The sequence below is a fragment of the Xenorhabdus sp. IM139775 genome (assembly GCF_028598745.1).
Taxonomy (GTDB): domain Bacteria; phylum Pseudomonadota; class Gammaproteobacteria; order Enterobacterales; family Enterobacteriaceae; genus Xenorhabdus.
Genome location: NZ_JAQRFK010000138.1, coordinates 1 through 3,408, shown reverse-complemented (window position 1 = coordinate 3,408; position 3,408 = coordinate 1). Strand labels below are relative to the sequence as shown.

Annotated in this window: 5 protein-coding genes; 2 read left to right on the top strand and 3 right to left on the bottom strand. The window is 40.3% G+C overall.

What is annotated here, in order from left to right:
- Together PSI17_RS16245 and PSI17_RS16240 are read left to right on the top strand one after the other, a co-directional pair.
- Window positions 1-468, top strand: a 468-nt coding sequence (locus PSI17_RS16245; RefSeq protein ID WP_273552953.1) for a primase-like DNA-binding domain-containing protein, incomplete at its 5' end; no start/stop codon positions are given.
- Window positions 469-771: 303 nt separating this feature from the next.
- Window positions 772-1,200 carry a primase-helicase zinc-binding domain-containing protein gene (locus PSI17_RS16240; RefSeq protein ID WP_337927222.1) on the top strand — a complete coding sequence of 143 codons (429 nt, stop codon included), beginning with the start codon at window positions 772-774 and terminating at the stop codon, window positions 1,198-1,200.
- A 451-nt stretch (window positions 1,201-1,651) separates the two neighbouring features.
- On the opposite strand, the gene PSI17_RS16235 is transcribed toward PSI17_RS16240, so the two are convergent.
- The 3 genes from PSI17_RS16235 to PSI17_RS16225 are packed head-to-tail and all read right to left on the bottom strand — an operon-like array spanning window position 1,652 to window position 3,265.
- Window positions 1,652-1,915 carry a PAAR domain-containing protein gene (locus PSI17_RS16235; RefSeq protein WP_273552952.1) on the bottom strand — a complete coding sequence of 88 codons (264 nt, stop codon included), beginning with the start codon at window positions 1,913-1,915 and terminating at the stop codon, window positions 1,652-1,654.
- Window positions 1,916-1,918: 3 nt separating this feature from the next.
- Window positions 1,919-2,644, bottom strand: coding sequence for an immunity 52 family protein (locus PSI17_RS16230; RefSeq protein ID WP_273552951.1), 726 nt, complete (start codon window positions 2,642-2,644; stop codon window positions 1,919-1,921).
- Window positions 2,645-2,662: 18 nt separating this feature from the next.
- Window positions 2,663-3,265 (bottom strand): restriction endonuclease fold toxin 5 domain-containing protein, encoded by a 603-nt coding sequence (locus PSI17_RS16225; protein ID WP_337927221.1) that lies wholly within the window; start codon window positions 3,263-3,265, stop codon window positions 2,663-2,665.
- Between the last annotated feature and the right edge of the window lie 143 nt (window positions 3,266-3,408).

Genomic DNA, 3,408 nt, shown 5'->3' with positions numbered 1-3,408 from the left:
CCACTCCTGCGGGACAAAATCGCGGCAGAATTGCCTGTTATTATCCGGCAATTGCTTCATCAATTTGCTGATCCACAAACTGCAAGGCGTTTACTGGCAGAGCAACAAAAATCCGAAGAAGCGTTAGATATCAAACGGGGTACAGATCCACTGGTCGATTTTTGCGGCTATCTGGTCGCTTCTCATGAAGCTGATGGTCTGTTAATCGGTAATGCAGAGATTGTGCCGTTCAATCCCCGTAAATACCTTTATCACGCCTACCTTGCTTATATGAAAGGCAACAACCTGAATAAACCGGTTTCCATGACCCGATTCGGTATGGATATGCCGGGCGCGCTGTCCGAGTACAGCCAGCATTACCTGCGTAAGAAAAGCAAACAGGGCATTCGCAGCAATCTGAACCTGAATATCGACACGGCCATCGAATGGTTGCCGAAACTGACAAGGGATAACCTGCCAGAAGAATAATTTTTTCACACAGATAAAGATTTCCTAAAAAATATAAAAAGTGTTCACCACTGTTCACTCTGTAATTTAAATCAGATATATCAAAGTATTATAGGGTGAATAGTTATTTCTAAACTGTTCACAAGTCTTCACCCCTGTTCACCTTTTTCTGGTTTGACGGTGAAGGGTTGGGTGAAGAGTGGTGATGAGTCTGATTTCAACTCATCACCCTTTAACAATATGAATTTAAATAAAAATATTTAAAGGTGAACAGGGTGAACAGTTTTACCCATAATTCTGTAATAGGGAGGGGATGAAATAACAATGGTTTTTCTGGCAGGTAATCTTTCAGCTCTCAGAGTTATGTATTCATGGGCAAATCTGCTGCCTACCTGTGGTATTGATATTCCAGCAAGGGGTAAACATGGCTCTTGCCCTATTTCCGGCGGCACTGACCGTTTCCACTTTATTGACGATCATCATCATCATGGTAACTGGCATTGTCGGCAGTGTGACGCCCCAAACTATGATGATGGGCTGGATTTAGTGGCAAGAACCCAAGGGATCTCGATTACTGAGGCGGCAAAAATCGTTGCAGATACACTGGTATTGCCTTTGCCCGACCCCAAGCCAGCCAGAGAAACCACTTACACAACACGGCCGATTGCCGAAAAAGTGGCAGCACTGGTGGCAAAATCCGTTACGGTCGCGCACTGCCCTGAAAGAACCTTGCTCCATTGCCCTTGTTCGTGATGATTTAAAAGCGATGGGGGTGAATGTGAAGAATTTCAGCCGCTGGTTAACCAAGTTAGAGCATGACGGACTCATTACCCGGAACGGGCAGGAACTCACCATTGTTAACCAGAGCAACGGGGATTAAAAAGTGAGTAGAAAAGTGAGGCGTAGTGAGGAGAGTAATTTTACGACTCACCCTATTCCTCACTTTTCTCGCATATATACAGAAAAAGTGAGGAGCAATAAAGGTATTGATTTTTAAGGATAAATAAATCCAAATTCCTCACCTGTTTTTGCAGTGAGGAAAGTAAAAAGTGAGGAGAAAGATGAGGAAGCATGAGGCGTTAATTCCTTTTCTGGCAGGTGTTTTTTTAGGTTCTCCGTGTTACCGGGGTAATTTATTAGCCCGGTAACACGGAGAAGACAAGCGCAGCGCGTCAGTGATACCCTGAAAATGATTGTCTAACCATCACGCAAGAAAATCTTTCTGGCTGGCAATCAGCTTTGCACCACAGGCGGTTTGCATTCCATCCAATGCAATATTTTTTCCTTGATATTTTAAATCACTGCTTCCTTCTATAATCGAAAAAGTTCCTTTGCATTTTGGACAGGCTACTAAATCACCTTTAGCCGCAATAGCTATACCTTGATAAACATAACCATCAATCGCGGTAATAACCTTACCACCATGATCTGTCATGTCGTTTAATCGGATAACTGCTTTACCTGCCATAATTTATATCTCACTAATTAATGGTAGTAGCTGTAAATCCCGTAGGCAGATTTCAATATCATTGGCTTTATTGATATGCTCTTGATTTTCTATATCAAAGATATCTTTTGTGGTGATAATCAATGAGCCTTTTTTATCATTCTTATCAGAAACAAATATTATTTCTTCTGCCATTGTAAGTAACGCCGAATCTATTTCGGTAGGTAAATATAACATCCACCCAGCACTTAATCTATCTGGAAATACCTGTTTTCCATACAGGGAATACCCGTTGGCTTCAACTAATATATAAGGTAAATTACGACTTGAAATTAAATCTTTAATAAACTCTATTAAACGTGATAATTGAAACTCTTTTTCACCAATACTTATATTAAGTGTTATTTCTGTTTGCCCTAACTGGTCACGGCGGTAATTCTGGTAATAGATTGAACATGAGTGCCCATCATCTTCCCCATCCCAGATCCCTTTTATGACCATAGGATCGTTCTCTGTATAGTCCTTTTCAAATTCTTTTATAGCTTTTTCTGTTGCTCCTTGTGTATCAAAAGCAATATGAAGTAAAGCTTCTTGACGGGTGTTTCCAGGTAAATACCACGTTTTATGATGATCAACAAAAAGTGTATTTATTTGTTGCGTGATTTTATGTAAATCCGCAAGCGCTATTTTGGGAGTGAGCGGTTCTTTCCAGTCAAAATACAGTCTTATTTCTAATGATAAGGTAGTCATCTATCTTTTCCTGTTAATTTATAAGGGAGTGTTAAACACTTTGATATTTGGGAATTTAGAGAGTGCTCTTGCGTAGTAAGCAAAACTCACAGGTTGCAGAAAGTGCCAATGGGAATTTGGGATACTATTTAACGAGGAACATACCATCTGCTGTCTTTCTGCCTGAGATATCATAGATAGATGTCCATTAGCCCACCAATCCATAGGTCTGCCATTTTTAAAGAAATTATCATATTTAGCTTTAGCTTCAAGAAATAAGCAGCTATATGGCTGCCAGCCATCAAAATTCACACCTAAACAATCCCATGACTCAATTCTCGACAAATTTGCGTCATAAATTGTTTTAGCTATAGCCGCCTGATAAGTAATTGCTGAAGCTGAACGTCCATTGGTACTTTCCCAAACCATCACGACTTTACCAATAGCAGGACATTTTTCACATTCAGTACGAGATGAAGTAATAACTTTCGTGTCCGATTCAGCTTTATCTTTTTCATCTTCTTTATCTTTTGTTAATTCATCGACACCAATACCCACACCAACGCCAAGCAGTATTCCGGCAAGCGCTGATGCCGCATATTCGGCTGCCCCCAAAATGGCAGGCAAAGCAATAACTGGCATATCAATTTCTCCTTTTCAATAAATTGTCAGTTACCCTCAAAAAATCCTCATACTGTTGCTCTGGATTATCTCCTGCCTCAAGTAATTTCTTAATCTGTGGATTACCATGAAAATCAGGGTTAAAGGCTGTAAGATACAAATAT